Genomic DNA, 21342 nt, shown 5'->3' on the forward strand with positions numbered 1-21342 from the left:
GAAGCGAGTACGCCTCGTATCGAGGGCTCTCCCGCTGCGACCAGCAATAGGTTTTCGCCAGGCGAAACTATTGCCGGCTGGTCTCGACGATCGCCCGTTCTGCCGTACGAACAGCGCGAAAACGCGTCCCGCTCAGGGGCGTCCGAGGGCAATGTGCCCTCGGAGGTACTTCAGGGGGACGAGATTTTCGGAGCCCACGTCCGCTCCCTGAGGTGCGAGCGGAGCCCATTCCCTGAGGTGCGGTCGGAGCCCATGTCCGTTCCCTGAGGTGCGAGCGGAGCCCACGTCCGCTCCCTGAGGTGCGAGCGGAGCGAGCCACGAAGGGCCGGTGACGTCATCTCACCAGGTCTTCGTGGCTCGTCGACTTCGATACGCTCCTTCGTCGCCACTCAGCCCGGCGGCTTACGCTCCTCGCACCTCAGACATCAGGGGCGTCGACGCTCCTCGCGCCTCAGACAGCAAGGGGTGACTGCGCCCCCGCAGCCGGCCGAGTAGCGCCGACCGAGCGGAGTAGTGACACACCGTTCATCCGCCGGCCGAGTAGCGCCGACCGAGCGTAGCGAGGGCGCCGCGTATCGAGGTCAGCCCGCCAACGCTGCGCGGATGAGTTCCGGGATGTCGGCGTCGGTGTCCGGGGGGAGGGCGTCGATGGGCCACCACTGCAGGTCCACCGATTCCTCGCTGCGTTCGAACTGCGGCAGACCGCCGTCGGCGGTCGGGGCGGCGACCACCCGGTAGCGCACGTCGAGATGCCGGGTCGGCACGCCGAGCGAGCAGGTGATCGGGTGGGTGTGCAGGTGGACGATGCCGCCGCCGGCGCCGACCTGGTCGAGGTCGAGCCCCGGGATGCCGGACTCCTCGCGGGCCTCGCGCAGTGCGGCGTCGGCGAGGGTCTCGTCGGTCGGTTCGCAGTGTCCGCCGAGCTGAATCCATTTGCCTACGCGGGGATGCAGGGTCAGCAGGACGTGGCTGCGATGGGCGTCGAAGACGATGGCCGACCCGGTGAGATGGCCTGCCGCACAGGCCCGCAGGCAGGCGTCGGGGGAGGCGGCGAGGAACGCGAGATAGGCGTGCCGGAGACTGTCCTGTCCCGACTCGGGCGCCTGCCAGGCGGTCAATGCCTCGACGGCAGAGGCGTGCAGGGATTCCGCGCTCACAGTTCGATCACCCATTCGTCGGTCGGCGCCGCATCGCGCAGCGGGGCGGTTTCGAGGGGATGCCCGATGGCGACTGCGCCGAGCGGTTCCCACGACGCGTCCAATTCGAGGACACGGCGCACCGTCGGCGCGGCGAAGATCGTGGAGCCCACCCAGCAGCTGCCGATCTCGCGGACAGACAACGCGATCAACAGGCTCGCCACGGCACCGCCGGCGGCTACCGTGAACATGGTGTGCTCAGCCGCATTCCGGCGCTCGTCGGGGTACTCGTGTACGCCGTCGGGCACCAGGAACGGGATCACCAGTTCCGGTGCGTCGTACAGGATCTGGCCCCGACGGAGTCGCTTCTCGATCGATTCGGGTGTCTTGGAATCGGATTCGAGGTCGGCGCGCCAGTCGGCGGTCATCGCGTCGAGCAGCGCACTACGCCGCTCAGCCGAGCGCACCCACACGAACCGCACCGGATGGGTGTGATGCGGCGCGGGTGCGGTGAGGGCCTCGCCCAGAGCGGCGCGCATCAGTTCCGGGTCGACCGGCCGGTCGTCGAAGGCGCGTACGGAGCGACGGGTGCGGATGGCCTCGCGACGACCCAGCGCGATCGCCTCCTCGGTGCCCAGCCGGAACAGGTCCTCCTCGGCGGGCCGGATCAGATCGGCGGCGGTCGAACCGTCGTCGACGGGCGCGAACCCGCGCACGACGGCCACCGGAACGGCGGCGAGCTTGCCCTTGACCAGGTCGGCGGCCGCGGACAGTTCGTCGGCGACCGCGATGTCGGTCACCACCAACGGGTTCCCGTAGTCGTCGGTGCCACCGTCGTAGGGGTGGGTGACGGCGATGCCCGCCGATCCGATCGCGACATCGGTCTGTCCGGTGCGCCAGGCACGCCCCATCGTGTCGGTGATGATCACGGCGACCTCGTGACCGGCACGCTCGGCGATGGCGGCCCGCAGTCGTCTCGCGCTGCCGTCGGGATCCTCGGGGAGCAGCGCCAGCTGGTCGGATCGCACGTTGGAGCCGTCGATCCCGGCCGCGGCCTGGACCAGGCCCAGACGGTTCTCGGTGATCAGCGTGCGGTTCTTGCGGGCGAGGACCCGCACCGACTCGGCCTCGACGAGTTTGCGACGCAGCGCATCACGCTCATCGGGATCGGCCGGCGCGTCGACCATGCGACCCTCGGCCTTCGAGATGATCTTGCTGGTCACGACCAGTACATCACCGGACGCCAACCACGGTGCGGCGGCGAGGATCTCGGCGGCGACGTCGGATTCGGCAGTGAACTCGGGGAGGCCGGTGACCGGTCGGATCTCCAGGCCGTTCGGGGCGCGGTGATCGGCGAGCTCGCTCACTCGGTGCCCACGTTCTGTTCCGGCATGGCCACGTCGACGAGTGCGCAGGCGGCGCGGATCATCTGCGCGGTGGCCTGCGGGTCGGTCATCAACAACGGTGCGGAGCCGACGGCGATGCCGTCGACCTGTGCGCGGTCGCCCTCGGCGATCAGCCAGCCGTCGAGGATGCCGTTGCCGCTTCGGGCGCCGTAGTGGGCGGCGACCGCCTCGGCGGACGACTCGACGCCGATCACCGACAGGCACTCGTCGGCCATGCCGCGCAGCGGCCGGTTGTCGATGATCGGCGAGACGCCGACCACCGGGGCCTTGGTGGTGCGCAGGGCGCTGCGCATCCCGGGAACGCTGACGATCGCGCCGATGCTCACCACGGGGTTCGACGGTGCGAGCAGGATGACGTCGGCGTCGCTGATCGCGTCGAGGACCCCCGGTGCGGGGGTGGTGTCGTCCGAGCCCACCTGTGCGAAGCCGAAGGTCGGGACCTGGGCGCGGTGGCGAACCCACCATTCCTGGAAGTGGATGGCCACGCGCTCGCCCTCGTCGCCGTCCGGCTTGGAGATCACCACATGCGTCTCGTGTCGGTCGTCGGTCACCGGCAGCAGACGCACGCCCGGATTCCACCGGCGGGACAGGGCAGCGGTCACATCGGACAACCTGTACCCGGCGTCGAGCATCTGGGTACGGATCAGATGGGTGGCGAGATCTCGGTCGCCGAGGCCGAACCAGTCCGGGTCGGCGCCGTAGGCGGCGAGTTCTTCTTTCGCATGCCAGGTTTCACCGCGCCGGCCCCACCCGCGGTCGGGGTCGATGCCGCCGCCGAGGGTGTACATGCACGTGTCGAGGTCGGGGCAGATGCGCACACCGTGCATCCACGCGTCGTCGCCGACGTTCACGATCGCGGTGATCTGATGTTCGCCGACGCCGAGCGTGGGGTCGTCGGGATGCGGCGGGAACGGGGTGGTGCCGAGCAGCTCGCGCAGTCCGAGGAGGAAACGCGCGCCCCCCACGCCGCCGACGAGTACGGTCACCTTCACAGCAGGTACTCCTTCACACCGCCACTCTAGTGGTCGGCCGCGAGGGCCCGTACGCCGCTGTCGCGCCCGTCCGGCGGGCGGGGAGGAGGGCTCGGGAGTGTGATCTTCACTTCGCCTTCGGGCCGTCGTCGTGTCGAGTCACAGATTTGACGGCACGCGATGGTAAAGGGAATTCTTCGATTCAACTTGACCGGGACCGCCCCCGGCGTGTCTAATCACATCAGTGTCATTCCGAGTTTGAGATCGAGAACATTCGAGGTCGAGAACCACTGGCCTCCAAGGGATTCGATCATATGTTCGAACTCGGTGAGAGGGTCGGTGCCGGCAGTAAGGGGCCGTCGCTCGGGCGCTGTGTACAACGGATGCAGGGAGTCACTGCACCCCGAGTACAAGTGGTGTGGCAGCAGTGGTGGGTACGGCAGCACGTCGTGTTCGCAAAGGACAGTCAACGACCAACATCCCGAGCTAGGAGGCGCCGACGATGGCTTTGGACAATCCGATCGGCAATCCGCTTGAACCACATATTCGCCCGCAATTCATCGCAGAGTCGCACGTGATGACATCCGCCCCGGAAATCGACACCGCAGAGTTTCGCACCCTTGGGCCCGTTGACGATTCGATGATCGGTGGCACCGCGCGTGCGGCCGCGCTCGAATCCGCCGCCGATGCAACCGATCTCGTCGATTCCGACGCAGACGATGCCGCCGGCCGCCGTCATCTGGCCCTGGTGCCCAACGACTTCGACGACCTGTTCGACGCCGTCGAGGAGCAGTGGCAGGATCGCGCTCTGTGCGCGCAGACCGATCCGGAGGCGTTCTTCCCGGAAAAGGGCGGATCGACGCGTGAGGCCAAGCGAATCTGCCAGGGCTGCGAGGTCAAAGCAGAGTGCTTGGAGTACGCGCTCCACAACGACGAACGCTTCGGGATCTGGGGCGGTCTGTCCGAGCGCGAGCGCCGTCGCCTGAAGCGCGGCATCATCTGACGGGTCGCCGGAACGGCGTCATCCGAACAATCGAATTACCCAGCGAGAGCTGGACGCTCGGCGCTCAGGTGTCGAACGCGATCATCGACCGCGGATCACTCAGGTCCGCGGTCGATCGTGTCTTCGTCGACGCCCAGGTGGGTCGCGACCTGCTGGACGAGGACCTCGTGCACGAGCTCGAGGAGATCCGTGCCCTTCTTGGCCCGTGACTCCAGCGGCCGGCGGAACAGGATGATCTGGGCCCGCGTCGGCACCCCGTGGACGTCCATTCCCGCGGGGATCAACCGGGCGAGCGGCACGGCGCCGTCGGCGGTCACCTCGTCGGGCCACTCGACGGTCTCGGGATCGCGGGGGAGCAGTCGCGGGATCTCGTCGACGGCGATGTCGAGTCCGGCCAGCTGGTCGTGCCACTGGGCGTCGATCTCGGCGAAGGCCTCGAGCGCGACGGCGTCGAACTCGTCGGAGCGGGTGTTGTAGGCGGGCACGTTCTGCGGCAGCAGCGGGGAACGCAGACCGCGGCCACGCCGATCTCGGTACCGTCCGACCCGGCGTCGGCCACGACGGATTCCCGGCTGGCCGATCGAGCCGCGCGGCGTCGGCTTCGGGTGGATGCGCATGCCGCGAGTCTATGAGGTCGCGGCGACCCGTGTCGCCCCGCCTGCCCCCCCTTCTGAGCGTGTCGACTCTGTGGTTGCGGACAGTGGGGGCTAATCTCGTCACGTGAAGCTTCCCCGTCTGTGCTGCCGACCCGGCTGCGCCCGATCCGCGGTGGCTACCCTGACCTTCGTCTACGCCGAATCGACTGCGGTGATCGGTCCGCTGGCGACCTCGCAGGAGCCGCATTCCTGGGATCTGTGCGACGACCACGCCCGACGGATCACCGTCCCGCGGGGCTGGGAGATGCTGCGCAGCGAGCGGGGATTCTCGGTGCCCGCCGAGGATCACGAGCTGACCGCCCTCGCCGAGGCCGTCCGCGAGGCCGGCGCCGTCGCCGGTGGTGGACGCCCGGGTTTCGTCGACAGCGGGCCCCGCGGCCGTAACTCCGACCGGACGCCGGCCGACTCTCTCGATGCCTTCGACTCGCGAGCTCTCGAGGAGGCGCGTGCGGCCGACGCCGCGTACGAAGCCGCCCTCGCCGACCGCCGCAGCGGCCGCCATCGCGCAGGCCCTGTCGACTCGCCGTCACAGCCGTCGGCCACCCCGGGTGTGCCCCGCCACCAGACGCGACCCCGGCCGGGTCGCCGCGGTCATCTGCGGGTCCTCCCGGATCCGGTCGACTGACCGGAGACCACCACGCAGGGGGCGTGGAACCCGTTGTCGCCGTCGGGGGACGCGAATCGTCGGACTCCGTGTTCGGGGCCGGCCGTGCGCCCCACCCCGATGCGGGGACCGAACGAGTGACTGTGTCGCGTACCCGGGCGTGTGTCCCCGCGGCTGGCTACGCTGGTTCCATGCGTACCGGTACACCCGACCTCGATGATGCCGAGGAGTTGATCTCCGCGGACGTCGACGGTCTGTTGCGGGCAGTCGCGCTCGCCGGCGCGCAGGTTCGTGCCACCGCCGAGGCCGTCCGCGAGGGCGTACTGGCCCCGCTCGCCGACCTGCGACCCCGCAGCGTCGTGATCGTCCACGGCTCCAGCGAGGTCTCGCACCGCGCGGCCGAGCTGGGGGTCGCCGCCCTCGCCGCACGTGTCGACGTCCCGCTCGTGACGGGTCCCGTCCTGCCGGGGTGGGTCGGTCCGCTCGACGTGGTGGTCGTGGCCGGCGAGGATGCGGGCGACATGGCCCTGGCCGATGCGGCCGCGCGGGCGCTGCGTCGTCGGGCCGAGGTGGTCGTGGCCGCGCCCAACGCGGGTCCCCTCCGAGACGCGCTGGGTGGCAACGGGATCGACCTCTCGCCGAGGTTCGACGTCGAGCCGCGTTTCCGGTTCGTCGGTTTCGTCGCCGCGCTCCTCGCGGTGTTCGGTGGTCTCACCCAGGTCCGGGTGACCGGCCCGGTGCCCGCACTCGACGACCTGGCCGATGCGCTCGATGCCGAGGCCTCGGGCTCGCACCCGTCGCGGGAGACCTTCCACAACCGGGCCAAGTCGTTGGCCGTCCGCGTGCAGGGCCGTCCCTCCGTCTGGACGTCGGATTCACCGGCGGGTTCGGTACTGGCCGTGCATGCCGTGACGAGCCTTCTCGCATTCGCCGGGATCGTCGGCGCCGTCGCCGAACTCGGTGACGTGGCGCGGATGGCCCGGCTCTTGGATTCGCGAACCGGCACCGCGCCTGCTGTCGATTCGATCTTCTACGACCCGGAGTTCGACGGCCCGGCGCAGGAGCCCGCTCCGCGCATCATGGTCGTGTCGACCGCGCGTCGTGAGTGGTACACCCGGCAGCGGGTGACGGGGCTCGGCGACGTCGACCTGGTGGTCGGTGCCGACGAGGGAGACGCGTTGCCGCAGAACGGCGGGCAACCGTGGGACGATCGACGGCCGGTGCCGGGTGAGGACCCGGTGGCCGACGGCCCGGGCGACCTGCTCGATTTCCTGGTCGTCGCTCTGCGGGTCGAGATGGCGGCGGTGTATCTCCGCCTGATTGGGAACACGGTGCAATGAGGATTCTCGACGGAGTGGTGCGCCCCTACGCATGGGGTTCACGAACAGCCATCGCGTCGATTCAGGGGAGGCCTGTCCCGTCGGCGCATCCGGAAGCCGAGTTGTGGTTCGGCTCGCATCCGGCGGGCTCGGCGCGGTGCGTCGACCCCTCAGGTCCGGAGCAGGATCTCGTCGAGGTGATCGACGCCGATCCGGTGGCGACGCTCGGGGCGGCGAGTGCGGCCGAGTTCGGCAACCGGCTGCCGTTCCTGCTCAAGATCCTCGCCGCCGAGGAGGCACTGTCGCTGCAGGCGCACCCGTCCGCGGACCAGGCGCGTGAGGGGTTCGAGCGGGAGAACGCCCGCGGCCTCGCCCTCGAGGCCCGAGACCGCAACTATCGCGACCCGTGGCACAAGCCGGAGCTGATCGTCGCCACGACGCCCTTCGACGCCCTGGCCGGTTTCCGTGATCCGCACAGGACTGTCGCACTACTGCGCGAACTGCAGGTCAGCGAACTCGACCACTACTTGGGAATGCTTGCCGGACAACCCGATTCCGAGGGTCTGCGGGCTGTGTTCACCACCTGGCTGACGCTGCCGGAGGCGTCGATCCGGCAACTCGTGCCCGCGGTCCTGCACGGCGCGATCGAGGTGCTGAGCTCGGGAAGCACGGAGTTCGCCGCCGAACTGCGCACGGTCTGCGAGCTCGGTGAGGACTACCCGAACGATCCCGGTGTACTCGCCTCGCTGCTGCTCAACCACGTTCATCTCGAGCCGGGGGAGGGTCTGTACCTGCCGGCCGGCAACCTCCACGCGTATCTGCGGGGCACCGGTGTCGAGATCATGGCCAACTCCGACAACGTCTTGCGCGGCGGTCTCACGCCCAAGCACATCGACGTGCCGGAACTGTTGCGCGTCCTCGACTTCACTCCGGTCGACGCCGCCCAGATGGCGCCGCCGGTGCGCATGATCGGCTCCGAACGTGTCTACCTCACCCCGGCGCCGGAGTTCCGGTTGTCGCGGATCGAGTTGGACGGAACCGGATTGCACCACTCGTCGTCGATCTGCTTCGACATGCCCGGACCGCAGGTCCTTGCGGTGCTCAGCGGTGCGGTCGAGGTCCGTCCCGCCGACGGCGCGCCGCTGACCGTGAAATCGGGTCAGGCGCTGTGGATCACGGACGACGACCCGGACGTGATCGTGCGGGCCGCCTCTGCGCGGGCGGTCTTCTACCGCGCGCTCGTGCCGGTCGCGGTGTCGGCGGCCGAGGGTGTGTCGGCGTCCGCGCCGGCCGCGGTGACCGCCACCGAGTGACACCCCGGGGTCACCCGCTGTAGTCGCTCACGAGATCCGTTCGCGCTCATCGTCAACGGGTGAGCGCGAACGGACGGGGTGAGCGAAAGTCCGACGCTGTCGACCGAGACGCCGCTATCGCCTGACCGGCGCCGCGGGTGCCTGCGCGGCGGGCTCGGGGTACCCGCCGATGAGGTTCCATTCGTCCGGGGTCGCGACCATCGTCACCAGCACCGGTTGACCACCCGCGTCGAGCGAGAGGTCCTGTGGCGCACGCGGATTCTGGGTCAGGGCAACCGTGGGGGCGCCGGTCGGGTCGTCGATGCCGGGCGCGGACACGATCATCCGCGTCGTATCCGGTTGCGGTGACGGGGGAGTGAGGCCGTCGACGATGACGAGTGCAGGGCCCGGCCGGGCCGGTGTGCGGTCGCCGGCGAGGGACAGTGCGCTCGGGTCGGCGACGGCGCTGACCAGCGGTGCCCATCGATGCGGGCGGTCGGTGTGGACACGCACCGAGGCGCCGACGGCGACCGCACGAAGCGCGATCTGCGCGACGACGTGGATACCGGCGGCGACCGACACGGTCGCGATGCCGGGACCGACCAGTCGGGTGGCGACGGCGCGACCCGTGTGATCGGCGCCGATGAGCTGCCCGCACCCTCCGGCCGGGAGGCGAACCGAGCCGAGGAAGGCCTGAGCGTCGTCGCCGGTGAGCGTCGGCAGGTTCCGGTCCAGGCGGGCGGGGGTCGCGATGGGGAGGCTGACGGCAAGGGCATCGAACTGGCGGCCGTCGAGCGGTTGCAGACCGGCCGGCCACGAGGGCACCGACCGCCGTGCATCAGGGAACTCGTTGAACCGCACGAACGCGGAGACCTCGACCTCGGGCCGTCCGTTTCGATGGCGCCGGTCGGCGGTGACGTGCCGGAGCCGGACGGTGAGGGTGGTGGAGACCGCCGAGTTCACCCAGATGTCGCGGACAACGGTGGGCAGCGCATCCGGTTCCACTGCGGCGCTGCGGATACGGAGCCCGGAGACCCCGACCGACTCCCATTCCTCGGCCAGCGAGTCGATGCCGGCGCCCTCGGTCAGTTGGGTGGTGACCGAGGTGATCTGCGCGGCCGACAGGATGGTGGTGGCCAGTCCGTGTTCGGCAAGGCGTTTGGCCACCCGGCGGGTTGTGACCGTCGCGGTGCGCAGGGCGCCGGTCGCGCCGCCGCCGCGTCGCGCCACGGCGTCGGGACATTCGAGCGGATCGATCCGCAGCACGACGAACACCGAACGCTGGGCCGTCGCCGACAACGGGCCGAGGGTGCGGTCGTAGGTCGCCGGTGCGACACCCGAACCCCACACGCGCACACCGTGACTGATGACCTCGATCGAGCTGAGAGAGATGTCGTACCGGTCGATGCACTCGGCGAGGACGTCGAGGGGGACCAGTTGTCCGTTCTCGTCGCCGAGGGTGCTGTTGCCCGGTGTCAGGTAGGTGACCGCGGGGCCGCCCGGGTCCACGCGGACCACGGTGACCAGGGTGTCGCCGACCCAGCGGGCGCCGATGGTCGTGGGTGTCGACGATCGGCGTGCCGACGGCCGGGTGGAGGGCCCGGACAGCGGGACGTCGAACGGGGCCGGGTTGAGGTCGGCGTCGCTGCGGCGCATCCGGGACCAGGAGAACGACATCCGCGCCGCGAGCCGGCCGAACAGGGATTGCCGGCCACCGACGCTCACCAGCCCGGCCGCGATCACGACCGCCACGATCAGGGCCGACAGCCCCCACACGCTTCCCGACAGTGCCCACACGACGAGGCCGAGGGCCAGGATCACCTCGATGACCACGAGTGTGCGCAACCCCGACGCACGCGTGTTCCGATCCACGATCCCCCCTCGATCCCGGTGCCGCGCCCCACGCGGCTTTCGCCCGTCGGTGTGTCCACAGGCGGCGGAGCCCCACACGTGAGGGGCGTGTATGTCGGTTAGGCTACTACCGCGCGGCTGGGGGTACGCCGCAGGAGATCACAACCGGTCCACACCGACGCCCGTTCGCGGGCGCATGGGATCGGTGCGGACAGGGGGAGTCGTGGCACGTCAGCTGACGACCAAGGCTCAGGTCAACGGCTATCGTTTCCTGATCAAGCGGCTCGAGCACGCGCTCGTGCGCCGCGATGTGCGGATGCTGCACGACCCGATGCGGTCCCAGCTGCAGGCACTGGTGGTCGGAACCGTCCTCGGCCTGCTCGTCCTCGGCGGTTGCGGTGTGTACGGCCTCGTCCGTCCGCAGGGATCGGTCGGGGACGCCACCATCATCGTCAGCAAGAACAGCGGCAGCACCTACGTCCTCATCGAGGACACCCTGCATCCGGTGCTCAATCTCGCCTCGGCCCGCCTGATCACGGGGAGCTCCGAGAAGCCGGCGTCGGTGGCCGACTCCAAACTCGAGCCCTACCCGCGCGGCCCGCTGCTGGGCATCCCGGGTGCGCCTGCCTCGCTGCCGGGTTCGGCGCACAAGAGCACCTCGATGTGGACGGTGTGCGACTCGTCGACGGTCTCGTCGGACTCCGCGAGCGAGTCGCTCCGACAGACGGTCATCGCCGACAAACCCGTGTTGGGGTCGTCGACCGTGGAGACCGCTCGTCCGGAAGACGCGGTGCTCGTCCGCACCGGCGACGAGACCTTCCTGATCTATCAGCTGTTCCGCGACGGGGCCTGGAGTCCGGTCCGGGCGGCGGTCGACACCGACAGTGCGCCGGTCATGCGTGCCCTCGGTCTCGACGGCGTCACACCGCGCCGGATGACCCCTGGCCTCCTCAACAGCTTCCCGCTCGTCGAACCGCTGGAGGTGCCCACCGTTCCGAGTGCCGGGCAACCGGGCGCGGTCGACTCGACGACTGTCGGTTCCGTCGTGAAGTCGGTCGACGTCGACGACGAGACGACCTATCACGTCGTGCTCCGCGGCGGTGTGCAGGAGATCGGCGCCCCGGCCGCCGAGATCCTGCGTCTCGCCGATCGCGACGGCGCCGCACCCGTCAAGACGGTGGCGCCCGGCGAGCTCGCCACCCTGAAGGTGGTGGAGGAGTTGCCGATCGGTGACTTCCCCCAGGTCAACCCGTCGATGCTCGGCCTGTCCGCCGATCCGACCCTGTGTCGCAGCTGGTCTCGCGGCACCGACGAACCGCGGGCCGAGACCGCGCTGTTGGCCGGCCGCGCACTTCCGCTGAAGTCCGACGCCCGGCCGGTACGCCTGACGTCGGCCGACGGTGCCGGGCCCGGTCTCGACGAGGTCTATCTGCCGCCGGGGTCAGGGGAGTACCTCCAGGTGACAGGCAATGAGGCCGACAGTGCCCGCACCGAATCGCTGTTCTACGTGAATGATTCGGGTGTGCGCTTCGGCATCCCGGACCTCGAGACGGGTGGGACCCTGGGACTCGGTGACTCGCCTTCGCGTGCACCGTGGTCGGTGGTGTCGTTGCTCGCGCCGGGGCCGACGCTCTCCGCGGAAGCGGCGCTGGTCGCCCACGACGGTCTGAAGACGGTCGGCATCGACCCCGCCGGCGAATGATCCGGACGGGCCGGCGTCTCAGGACGTGAGCGGCCCGCCGACGATGTTCCCGACGATCCCGCGGATGATGTTGGTGCCGTCCTCGCCGCGCAGTTCGTCGTACCAGGCGGCGGTCTTCTCCGGATCCTTGCCGTGGGTCACGTCGCAGCGCTTGCGGGCGCGCAGTACGAGGTCGCCGGCCCGCTCGGTGCGAGCGGCTTGATAGGCGGCCAGGGCTGCGAACGGGTCGTCGGGGTGGTCGCGGAACGCGAACTGCAGGGCTATCGCGTCCTCCATCGCCGAGCAGCCGCCCTGCCCGATGTCGGGGGTGGTGTTGTGTGCGGCGTCGCCGAGCACGGCGACGCGTCCCTTGACCCAGGTGTCGAACGGGTCGAGGTCGAGGATCTCGACCCGATTGGTGGTCGCGGGGTCGAGCTTGCCGATGAGGGTGTGGACTCCCGGCGCCCAGTCGGCGAATTCCTCGGCGAGCACCTCGCGTGCGGTGCCCCGTTCGAACGGGACGCCCTCGGGCATGGGGACGTCGAAGAAGAAGTAGAAACGGTTGCCCGCCACCGGCATCACCGACACACGGCGCGAATCACCGACGTAGGTGGTCCATTCGGTGGCCGGACCGATGTTCTCATCCACCTCGACGAGTCCGTTGAAGTTGACGTATCCGGCGTAGCGGCGCTGGACCGGGCCGCCGAGCACGTACTCGCGGGTCAGCGACTTCGCTCCGTCGGCGCCGATCACGATGTCGGCGGAAGCGGTGGTGCCGTCGGCGAATTCGACGGTCGCGCGATCGGCGCCGTCGTGGACGGCCACCATCTTCTTGCCGAAGTGGATGTCGTCGTATCCATAGGCGTTCATCAACATCAGCTGCAGCTCGGCCCGCGCGATCGGGTAGGGGCGCTGGCCCACCTCGTCGATGAGCGGCTGCATGCTGAAGCGGCACATGGTGTCACCGGTGAAGCCGTCGATGTAACTCATCGAGTCGACGATGCCGCCGAGTTCGGCGGTCTCCTTCTCCAGGCCGAGGTGGTTGAGACACTTGACGCCGTTGGACCACACCGAGATCGCCGCACCCACCGGCTTGTTCTCGGTCACCTGCTCGTAGACCTCGACGTCGACGCCGAGCTGCTCGAGGGCGATGGCCGCCGACATGCCGCCCATACCCGCGCCGACGATCACTGCCTTCACACTCACCACCGCTTTCTCGAGATCACCTGCCGACGCCGGCGCTGTCGGCCCGACACCAGGCTAAGGGGCGACCGACAGCGGCGCGCGACGAAGTCACGGTGATGACGACGGCCGGTCGGTGGCGGTCAGTGCGAGCCGCGGGAGGTCACGAGCGCGGTGACCATCTCCTGCCACTGGGTGGTGATGGTCTCGAGATCGAGACCGACCTCGACCATCAGATAGCGCACCGATCCGGCGGCCAGCGGAGCCTGCACGGCCAGCGACATGAAGTCGAGCTCATCGGCGAACCCCAACTGCCGCAGCAGGATCTGAACGTGCTGCGTCGACGCGCGGCCCACCGGGTGGGTCATGAAGTCGTCACCGGCCGCCCCGGCCTCGAGGAGGATGTCGAGGTGGTCGCAGGTGAGTTTGAGGCGGGCCCGGCCGTAGGCCAGCAACCGGTCGAGCGGCGGCGCGCCGGGACCCAGCGGTTCGGGCCCGGACAGGTAGGCCTGCTGCATCTCCGATTCGGAGTGGTCGAGAAGCGCGAGCATGAGCCCGGTCCGGTTGCCGAAGCGGCGGAACACCGTGCCCTTGCCGACGCCGGCCTCGCGGGCGACCGCCTCCATGGTCACCGCGGCGGCGCCGTGGTGATCGATCAGGTTCTTGGCGGCAGCCAGCAACAGACGCCGATTGCGTGCGGCGTCGGCACGTTCGGTCCCCGAGGTGTTGAAGGAGATATGGAGCGGGGAGTGGTCTGGCCCGTTCGGCACGTGATGAGGGTAACTCTTTCCCCGGATCGGGAATCAATCGGACCCGGGTCCGGTTGCTGGCTTCGTATCCACCGCCCTCGCCGGGCCGGTGCCCTCGTCGAAAGGAATGACATGTCGGATCGAGTCGTCGAACTGGTAGCCCTCGTCGGAAGCCTGCGTGCTGCCTCCGTGAACCGTCAGCTGGCCCAGGTCGCTGCCGACAACGCCCCCGACGGAGTCCACGTCACCGTCGTCGACCATCTCGGTTCGCTGCCGTTCTACAGCGAGGACGTCGATGTCGAGGGCACCCTCGACGCCGGTGTGATCGCCCTGCGCGAGGCCGTCGCCAAGGCGGACGGCGTGCTGATCGCCACCCCCGAGTACAACGGCACCATCCCCGCCGCGCTGAAGAACGCCATCGACTGGCTCTCGCGCCCCTATGGCAACGGCGCCCTCAACGGCAAGCCCGTCGCCGTCCTGTCCGCCGCGCTCGGCCAGTACGGCGGTCTGTGGACCCGCGAGGACACTCGTAAGTCGGTCGGCATCGCCGGTGGTCGCGCGATCGAGGAGGCCGACCTCGGTCTGCAGATCCCGGCGCTCCCCGAGGGCGGACTGGCCGATCCCGCGATCGTGGAGAAGGTCGTCGCCTCCGTCGCCCGCATCGTCGACGAGGTCGCCGTCAGCGCCTGATCCGTCTCCTCCGTTTCTTCGACGCCGCGCCGGGTACATACCCGGTGCGGCGTCGTCTTTTCGGACGTCCATATAGAGGTATGGCCACCAGGGCCTTGTGGACTGCCGGTGCACACCTTGTGGAGGACCCCTGGACAACCTGTGAGCGACACGCCGGAGGCAAGCGTGACACGCCGGAATTTATGATCCTGCACCCGCCCGACCTGCACGTCTTCCACCAATGTTATTCACAACCCCTTGTGGTGCCCAGAAATGTCAGCCACTAGGTGTAGTGTTTGCACTACCAGTCAGGCGGACAAGAGGAAGCGGATGTACTCCTCCGGAAACGCCAGGAAGACGGTGACCCAGATCACCATCTTCACGCTGGGAAACTGCACGTCACTGGCGTTCCAACGACCCGAGGAGAACCACTCGATGTCTTCCATCACCGTCTACACGAAGCCGGCATGTGTCCAGTGCAACGCCACCTACAAGGCCCTCGACAAGCAGGGTCTGTCCTACGAGATCGTCGACATCAGCCAGGACCCGGAAGCCCGTGACTACGTCATGGCGCTCGGCTACCTGCAGGCTCCGGTCGTCGTCGCCGGCGACGAGCACTGGTCGGGCTTCCGTCCCGACCGCATCAAGGCGCTCGCCACCGCTGCTGCCTGATCGCCCGCAGTCTGCCGTCACCATCGACCCCGACGCGGGTGTGATCCGAAGGGGAAGCCGGATCCGCCGCGTCGGGATGTGACAGCCGAGATGAATGTGGCCGTCGGCCCCGATGAGGGAAATGGTCACGACGGTTCCGGTGTTGGAACCACCAGACGTCCCGATCGCGGACGCAACGAACAATCGTCATCACAATCGGTCATCTCAGCAGGGTTGGAGGGAGATATGTCGGCCACCTCGCCGCTGATCGTCTACTTCTCCTCGGTCTCCGAGAACACCCACCGGTTCGTCGAGAAGCTGGACATGCGTTCCGTGCGCATCCCGCTGACCGGCGCAGCCGGTGAATTCGGTGTCGACGAGCCGTACGTGCTGGTCTGCCCGACCTACGGGGGAGGCAAGGCGACGGGGCAACCCGGCGGCTTCGTCCCCAAGCAGGTCATCCGCTTTCTCAACGACGAACACAACCGATCCCTGATCAGGGGGGTGATCGCGGCGGGCAACACGAACTTCGGTGAGGAGTTCTGCTACGCCGGCGACATCATCTCGCGTAAATGTCGCGTGCCCTACCTGTACCGATTCGAACTGATGGGCACCACCGACGACGTCGACCGCGTCCGCGCGGGACTGGCCGACTTCGCCCAGAGCCCGGCGTTCGCAGGTGGTGTGTCGCTGCACGCCACACCGGCCTGACGCCCCGCCCAGCGCGTCGCCACCGGACTGTCACACCCCGCCCATACTCTGCCCACGAGGCACTTGGTAAGCCCCCACTAACCGCAGGAGTCATCTGTCGTGTCGCCCACCGCCGCCGCCGTCTCGGACACCTCTTCAGCAAGCAAGTCGGGCGTGCATGCCGGCCCGTCGGGTCATGAACCCGGCGAGCTCGACTTCCATGCGCTCAACGCGATGCTCAACCTGTACGACGCGGACGGCAAGATCCAGTTCGACAAGGATCGCGAGGCCGCGCGTCAGTACTTCCTCCAGCACGTCAACCAGAACACCGTGTTCTTCCACGACCTCGACGAGAAGCTCGACTATCTCGTCGAGGAGAACTACTACGAGCCCGAGGTCCTCGACAAGTACGACCGCGAGTTCGTCAAGGGCCTGTTCAAGCACGCCTACGACAAGAAGTTCCGCTTCCCGACGTTCCTCGGCGCGTTCAAGTACTACACGAGCTACACGCTCAAGACCTTCGACGGCAAGCGCTACCTCGAACGCTTCGAGGACCGCGTCTGCATGGTGGCGCTGACGCTGGCCGACGGCGACACCGCCCTCGCCCGCAACCTGGTCGACGAGATCATCTCGGGCCGATTCCAGCCGGCCACCCCGACCTTCCTCAACTCGGGCAAGAAGCAGCGCGGCGAGCCGGTCTCGTGCTTCCTGCTCCGCATCGAGGACAACATGGAGTCGATCGGCCGCTCCATCAACTCGGCACTGCAGCTGTCCAAGCGCGGTGGCGGAGTTGCGTTGCTGCTCTCCAACATTCGCGAGCACGGCGCCCCGATCAAAAAGATCGAGAACCAGAGCTCGGGTGTCATCCCGATCATGAAGCTGCTCGAGGACTCCTTCTCCTACGCCAACCAGCTCGGTGCGCGCCAGGGCGCGGGCGCGGTCTACCTGCACGCCCACCACCCCGACATCTACCGCTTCCTCGACACCAAGCGCGAGAACGCGGACGAGAAGATCCGCATCAAGACGCTGTCGCTCGGCGTGGTCATCCCGGACATCACCTTCCAGCTGGCCAAGAACAACGACGACATGTACCTGTTCAGTCCGTACGACGTCGAACGCGTCTTCGGAGTGCCGTTCGCCGACGTCAACGTCACCGAGCGCTACCACGAGATGGTCGAGGATCGTCGTATCCGCAAGACCAAGATCAAGGCGCGCGAGTTCTTCCAGACCCTCGCCGAGCTGCAGTTCGAGTCGGGCTACCCGTACATCATGTTCGAGGACACGGTGAACCGGTCGAACCCGATCGACGGCAAGATCACCCACTCCAACCTGTGCTCGGAGATCCTGCAGGTCTCGACGGCGTCGACGTTCAACGACGACCTGTCCTACTCCCATGTGGGCAAGGACATCTCGTGCAACCTGGGGTCGCTGAACATCGCCAAGACGATGGACTCGCCCGACATCGGCCAGACCATCGAGACCGCCATCCGCGGACTCACCGCGGTGAGCGACCAGACCTCGATCACCTCGGTGCCGTCGATCGAGCACGGCAACAACAACTCTCACGCCATCGGCCTCGGCCAGATGAACCTGCACGGCTACCTGGCCCGCGAGCGCATCTTCTACGGCAGCGACGAGGGCATCGACTTCACGAACATCTACTTCTACACGGTGCTCTTCCACGCCCTCCGCGCGTCGAACCGCATCGCCCGTGAGCGCGGCCAGGCGTTCACCGGCTTCGAGAAGTCGAAGTACGCCTCGGGCGAGTTCTTCGACAAGTACACCAACAAGGTGTGGGAGCCGGAGACCCAGAAGGTGCGGGACATCTTCGGGCAGGCCGGGATTCACATCCCGACGCAGGACGACTGGCGTGAGCTGAAGGAGGCCGTCCAGCGCGACGGCATCTACAACCAGAACCTGCAGGCCGTCCCGCCGACCGGTTCGATCAGCTACATCAACCACTCGACCAGCTCGATCCACCCGGTCGCGGCCAAGATCGAGATCCGCAAGGAAGGCAAGATCGGTCGCGTCTACTACCCGGCGCCGTACATGACGAACGACAACCTGGAGTACTACCAGGATGCGTACGAGATCGGGTACGAGAAGATCATCGACACCTACGCCGCGGCGACGCAGCACGTCGACCAGGGCCTGAGCCTGACGCTGTTCTTCAAGGACACCGCGACCACGCGCGACGTCAACAAGGCGCAGATCTACGCATGGCGCAAGGGGATCAAGACGCTGTACTACATCCGCCTGCGTCAGATCGCGCTCGAGGGGACCGAGGTGGAGGGCTGCGTGTCATGCATGCTGTGACCCCCTGCGCCACCGCACCTATCAGCACTCCCGGCCCCCACACCCCCCGTTAGACGAGGAACAGTCATGACCTCCACCGAAAGCCACAGCCCCGCCGACGGCGCCCCCATCAAGCTGGTCAGCCGGGTCTCGGCGATCAACTGGAACCGCGTCCCCGACGAGAAGGACGCCGAGGTGTGGGATCGCCTCACCGGCAACTTCTGGCTGCCGGAGAAGGTGCCGGTGTCCAACGACATCCCGTCCTGGGGCACGCTGACCGCGTACGAGAAGCAGCTCACCATGCGGGTCTTCACCGGCCTGACGCTGCTCGACACCATCCAGGGCACGGTCGGTGCGGTGTCGCTGATCCCGGACGCCACCACTCCGCACGAGGAGGCGGTGCTCACCAACATCGCGTTCATGGAGTCGGTGCACGCCAAGTCCTACAGCTCGATCTTCTCGACCCTGTGCTCCACCAAGGAGATCGACGAGGCCTTCCGCTGGTCGGAGGAGAACGAGAACCTGCAGCGCAAGGCGCGCATCGTCATGGACTACTACCGTGGCGACGACCCGCTCAAGCGCAAGGTCGCCTCGACGCTGCTCGAGTCGTTCCTGTTCTACTCGGGCTTCTACCTGCCGATGTACTGGTCGAGCCGCGCCAAGCTCACCAACACCGCCGACCTGATCCGCCTCATCATCCGCGACGAGGCCGTCCACGGCTACTACATCGGCTACAAGTACCAGCGCGGCCTCGAGACCCAGACGCCGGAGCGTCGTCAGGAGCTCAAGGATTACACCTTCGAGCTGCTGTTCGAGCTGTACGACAACGAGAGCGACTACACCGAGGCGCTCTACGACGAGGTCGGGCTCACCGAGGACGTCAAGAAGTTCCTGCGCTACAACGCCAACAAGGCTCTGATGAACCTCGGCTACGAGGCGATGTTCCCGAAGGACGAGACCGACGTGAACCCGGCGATCCTGTCGGCACTGTCGCCGAACGCCGACGAGAACCACGACTTCTTCTCGGGGTCGGGCAGCTCGTACGTCATCGGCAAGGCCGTCAACACCGAAGACGAGGACTGGGACTTCTAGTCCCCAGCAGATCTATAGCCCGAAGCCGCGCTCAGCGCGGTTTCGGGCTATAAATCTGTGGCGGTCAGGCGATCGTAGAGATCGCCGAGTTCGTCGACTTCGGCCGGCGAGGATCTTGCAAAACCCGTCCCGCCACGGCGATTGACGCCCGGATAAACGGCCCTGCGGTCTCATGCGAGTGCTGACCAACGACCTGTCATGGGCGTTGGCTAGAGTGTGCGGCACTGTCGTTTTCGGTTCGCGTGCATTAATTACCCTCATCACGAAAATACGTTTGCTTTCCGAATTGCAGAAATCTATGGAGGATTACTGAGACCGGCGATGTAATCGGAGTCCACCAGGTCGAGCGTGATTCGGGTGCATCGACGCTCGTCAGTTCCGTCCCTGCCAATGTCACTTTGTCGGTCCGAAGAGGCTGAAGACGAATATCGAAGTGCCCTCGATTGAAGCAGGAGAATCTGGGCTCTATTTCCTTCCGGATCGGGTATTGGTCCGGGATACAAAGCGATTCAGTCATATTCACTACGGCGACCTACTTGTTGTTCACGGATAGAAGCGCTTCGTTGAGAACCCTTCGCCGCCCAGCGACGCCCTCCAAGTCGACACGACTTGGAGGTACGTCAACCTCACCGGGACCCCTGATCGCCGGTTCAATAACAATAGGCAACTGCCTGTGATGCTCTACGGCCGACTGAAGTTGAGTACGGCGTCGGGGCTCTCTTGGATCATTCAGGTGTCTCGGCACACTGTTGTAGAACCTGTCGCTGAGGCAGTGCGCTCTGCACCGAACATTCCAGCGGGAAACTGAAAATTGCGGCGCCGAAGCTGTTTTCGTAGAAGTAGTGCGCACATAGCGCGCACTACTTCTACAAATCGCCGGCGGTCAGGCGGTCGTAGAGATCGCCGAGTTCGTCGATGGCCTCGGCGATGTCGGCCGGCGCGACACCCGTGGCGCGCAGCGCGGCACGGAGATCCGAACCGTCGAGCGCGGTGAGCGGATTCATCCGCGGAACCGTCGGAAGCGGCGGCAGCGTGGACGCGGTGCCGTAGAAGTCGTCGGGGCGCAGCGTCCCCGACGACGAGTCGGCCTCGGCGACGGGGGATTGCGCAGGCCGCGAGTCGATCTCGGCGAGCAGGTCACGCAGATCGGTACCCATCACCGTCAGCAGCGTCAGCGGCGACCGGTCGATCTCGGCGGCGATCTCGTAGCTGGTGACAAGGGCATGGACGCACCGTGGGGCCTCGTCGGGGCAGGTGCAGTCGGTCGCGACGTCCGCGGATTCGGTGGGTACGAGCAGTTCACCGAGGATCGGCGGCTGGTCTCCGCGCGTGAGCCGCATGAGTTCCTCGACGCCGCCGCGGTCGCGGAGCAGCCCGGCCAGCGTCGGGGTGTCGACGGTGCGGGTGGTGATGATGACGTCGAACGGTTCGAGCTGGGTGCCCTCGACCGACGCCGTCACCTGGCCCGCACCGATCCGGAGTCCGCGCACATGCCGGTCGCGGAAGTACCTGCGCGCCTTGGTGACATGCCGGCTGTCGGCGACCGCTTCGCCGTCGGCGCCGCGACCCTCGACCACGTCGACGAACGCCCGCGACCACGGTGTGAGGCCGTATCCGCGGACGGCGATGGTGCCGCGTTCGCCCTTGCGCTGGGTGCCCTTCTTGCGGACGGTCATTCGCTCACCGCCTCCTCGCGGAGCCGGAACAGTTCGAAGAGTTCGTCGTCGGCGAGGTCAGACACCCAGTTCTCGCCGGCGGCGACGGTGAGCCGCGACAGTTCGCGCTTCTTGGCGATCATGTCGTCGATCCGTTCCTCGATGGTGCCGACGCAGACGAACCGGTGCACGGACACCTTCTGGTTCTGGCCGATGCGGTAGGCGCGGTCGGTGGCCTGGTCCTCGACGGCGGGATTCCACCAACGGTCCACGTGGATGACATGGTTGGCCGCGGTGAGGTTGAGGCCGGTACCGCCCGCCTTGAGGGTCGCCAGCATCACCGGGGGGCCGTCGTCGGACTGGAAGCCGGCGACCATGCGATCGCGTTCCGTGCGGCCGAGTCCGCCGTGGAGCAACGGGATCTCGGTGCCGAACTGTTC

The 21342-nt window shown here is 67.6% G+C and carries 19 protein-coding genes; 10 read left to right on the forward strand and 9 right to left on the reverse strand.

The features are described 5' to 3' along the window. Nucleotides 1-581 precede the first annotated feature (581 nt). From LQD00_RS13095 to cofD, 3 genes are read right to left on the reverse strand one after another with little or no spacing between them, the layout of a single operon-like run. Complete coding sequence (locus tag LQD00_RS13095; RefSeq protein WP_232717633.1) at nucleotides 582-1157, reverse strand: NUDIX hydrolase; 576 nt, start codon at nucleotides 1155-1157, stop codon at nucleotides 582-584. After that, a complete protein-coding gene (locus LQD00_RS13100; protein WP_232717634.1) occupies nucleotides 1154-2503 on the reverse strand; it encodes a coenzyme F420-0:L-glutamate ligase in 1350 nt (449 codons plus the stop codon). Before LQD00_RS13100 ends, LQD00_RS13095 begins: the two co-directional genes overlap by 4 nt. Continuing rightward, the gene (gene cofD, locus LQD00_RS13105) at nucleotides 2500-3534 is read right to left on the reverse strand and encodes a 2-phospho-L-lactate transferase (protein ID WP_119032837.1); all 1035 of its coding nucleotides are present in this window, start codon (nucleotides 3532-3534) and stop codon (nucleotides 2500-2502) included. Before cofD ends, LQD00_RS13100 begins: the two co-directional genes overlap by 4 nt. Before the next feature lie 718 nt (nucleotides 3535-4252). Between cofD and LQD00_RS13110 the strand changes: the two genes are divergently transcribed. Continuing rightward, nucleotides 4253-4516, forward strand: a complete 264-nt coding sequence (locus LQD00_RS13110) for a WhiB family transcriptional regulator (protein WP_174310842.1) — start codon at nucleotides 4253-4255, stop codon at nucleotides 4514-4516. Between the two features lie 95 nt (nucleotides 4517-4611). On the opposite strand, the gene LQD00_RS13115 is transcribed toward LQD00_RS13110, so the two are convergent. Continuing rightward, nucleotides 4612-5133 (reverse strand): metallopeptidase family protein, encoded by a 522-nt coding sequence (locus LQD00_RS13115; RefSeq protein WP_005198708.1) that lies wholly within the window; start codon nucleotides 5131-5133, stop codon nucleotides 4612-4614. 103 nt (nucleotides 5134-5236) lie between these two features. Here LQD00_RS13115 and LQD00_RS13120 point away from each other — a divergent pair, with 103 nt between their 5' ends. From LQD00_RS13120 to manA, 3 genes are all read left to right on the forward strand, one after another. Further along, nucleotides 5237-5797, forward strand: coding sequence for a DUF3499 domain-containing protein (locus tag LQD00_RS13120; protein ID WP_232717635.1), 561 nt, complete (start codon nucleotides 5237-5239; stop codon nucleotides 5795-5797). Between the two features lie 170 nt (nucleotides 5798-5967). Continuing rightward, entirely contained in the window at nucleotides 5968-7116 is a 1149-nt protein-coding gene (locus LQD00_RS13125; RefSeq protein WP_232717636.1) for a hypothetical protein, read from the forward strand. Then, a complete protein-coding gene (gene manA / locus LQD00_RS13130; protein ID WP_232717637.1) occupies nucleotides 7113-8408 on the forward strand; it encodes a mannose-6-phosphate isomerase, class I in 1296 nt (431 codons plus the stop codon). Before LQD00_RS13125 ends, manA begins: the two co-directional genes overlap by 4 nt. A 114-nt stretch (nucleotides 8409-8522) precedes the next feature. Here the strand turns inward: manA and eccE are convergent, their stop codons facing one another. After that, complete coding sequence (eccE, locus tag LQD00_RS13135; protein ID WP_232717638.1) at nucleotides 8523-10259, reverse strand: type VII secretion protein EccE; 1737 nt, start codon at nucleotides 10257-10259, stop codon at nucleotides 8523-8525. Between the two features lie 202 nt (nucleotides 10260-10461). Here eccE and eccB point away from each other — a divergent pair, with 202 nt between their 5' ends. Beyond that, nucleotides 10462-11940 (forward strand): type VII secretion protein EccB, encoded by a 1479-nt coding sequence (eccB, locus tag LQD00_RS13140; RefSeq protein WP_232717639.1) that lies wholly within the window; start codon nucleotides 10462-10464, stop codon nucleotides 11938-11940. Nucleotides 11941-11958: 18 nt separating this feature from the next. Here the strand turns inward: eccB and hpxO are convergent, their stop codons facing one another. After that, the gene (gene hpxO, locus LQD00_RS13145) at nucleotides 11959-13119 is read right to left on the reverse strand and encodes an FAD-dependent urate hydroxylase HpxO (RefSeq protein ID WP_232717652.1); all 1161 of its coding nucleotides are present in this window, start codon (nucleotides 13117-13119) and stop codon (nucleotides 11959-11961) included. Between the two features lie 125 nt (nucleotides 13120-13244). Further along, nucleotides 13245-13871 (reverse strand): TetR/AcrR family transcriptional regulator, encoded by a 627-nt coding sequence (locus LQD00_RS13150; protein ID WP_232717640.1) that lies wholly within the window; start codon nucleotides 13869-13871, stop codon nucleotides 13245-13247. A gap of 111 nt (nucleotides 13872-13982) precedes the next feature. Here LQD00_RS13150 and LQD00_RS13155 point away from each other — a divergent pair, with 111 nt between their 5' ends. The 5 genes from LQD00_RS13155 to nrdF all read left to right on the forward strand — a co-directional run bounded on the left by LQD00_RS13155 (nucleotide 13983) and on the right by nrdF (nucleotide 19247). Continuing rightward, a complete protein-coding gene (locus LQD00_RS13155) occupies nucleotides 13983-14540 on the forward strand; it encodes an NAD(P)H-dependent oxidoreductase (RefSeq protein WP_232717641.1) in 558 nt (185 codons plus the stop codon). A gap of 414 nt (nucleotides 14541-14954) precedes the next feature. Further along, the gene (locus tag LQD00_RS13160) at nucleotides 14955-15191 is read left to right on the forward strand and encodes a redoxin NrdH (protein ID WP_005198719.1); all 237 of its coding nucleotides are present in this window, start codon (nucleotides 14955-14957) and stop codon (nucleotides 15189-15191) included. Nucleotides 15192-15416: 225 nt separating this feature from the next. Continuing rightward, nucleotides 15417-15881 (forward strand): class Ib ribonucleoside-diphosphate reductase assembly flavoprotein NrdI, encoded by a 465-nt coding sequence (nrdI, locus tag LQD00_RS13165; protein ID WP_006865648.1) that lies wholly within the window; start codon nucleotides 15417-15419, stop codon nucleotides 15879-15881. Between the two features lie 99 nt (nucleotides 15882-15980). After that, nucleotides 15981-18176 carry a class 1b ribonucleoside-diphosphate reductase subunit alpha gene (gene nrdE / locus LQD00_RS13170; RefSeq protein WP_232717642.1) on the forward strand — a complete coding sequence of 732 codons (2196 nt, stop codon included), beginning with the start codon at nucleotides 15981-15983 and terminating at the stop codon, nucleotides 18174-18176. A 66-nt stretch (nucleotides 18177-18242) separates the two neighbouring features. Beyond that, nucleotides 18243-19247, forward strand: coding sequence for a class 1b ribonucleoside-diphosphate reductase subunit beta (nrdF, locus tag LQD00_RS13175; protein ID WP_232717643.1), 1005 nt, complete (start codon nucleotides 18243-18245; stop codon nucleotides 19245-19247). 866 nt (nucleotides 19248-20113) lie between these two features. Here nrdF and LQD00_RS13180 read toward each other — a convergent pair. Then, nucleotides 20114-20923 carry an SWIM zinc finger family protein gene (locus tag LQD00_RS13180; RefSeq protein WP_232717644.1) on the reverse strand — a complete coding sequence of 270 codons (810 nt, stop codon included), beginning with the start codon at nucleotides 20921-20923 and terminating at the stop codon, nucleotides 20114-20116. Further along, nucleotides 20920-21342 (reverse strand): helicase-related protein (locus tag LQD00_RS13185; RefSeq protein WP_232717645.1); only part of this gene is annotated, 423 nt, incomplete at its 5' end. The genes LQD00_RS13185 and LQD00_RS13180, both read right to left, overlap by 4 nt.

The sequence above is a fragment of the Gordonia metallireducens genome, from assembly GCF_021245825.1.
Classification (GTDB): Bacteria; Actinomycetota; Actinomycetes; order Mycobacteriales; family Mycobacteriaceae; genus Gordonia; species Gordonia namibiensis.